Genomic DNA, 264 nt, shown 5'->3' on the forward strand with positions numbered 1-264 from the left:
CTATAAGCCGATAGTCACCAGCAGTTAGACCAGATAGACTAAACTGATTAACCTGCTCCCCACCTACAGTGATTATATCAAGCACATTGAGCAAACCAGTTGCACTGGCAGCACTGTCGACGGTAACATAATTGTTACCCCCATCTTTCTTCTGAAGCACCAAACTGCCATTATCTAAAACATTTATGCCAGTAGAAAAGAAATCAACGTTCGCAGAGCCTATATTATTTGCATTAATTGTGAAATCGACTGAAACCTCAAAAT

The 264-nt window shown here is 40.2% G+C and carries 1 protein-coding gene; it reads right to left on the bottom strand.

Features of this window, described 5'->3' with window-relative positions; translation table 11 throughout:
• On the bottom strand, window positions 1-264 hold a 264-nt coding region (locus tag SB749_RS19770), incomplete at both ends, for a hypothetical protein (RefSeq protein WP_410711807.1).

It is taken from the genome of Brevibacterium sp. SIMBA_078 (assembly GCF_046534565.1).
Classification (GTDB): domain Bacteria; phylum Actinomycetota; class Actinomycetes; order Actinomycetales; family Brevibacteriaceae; genus Brevibacterium.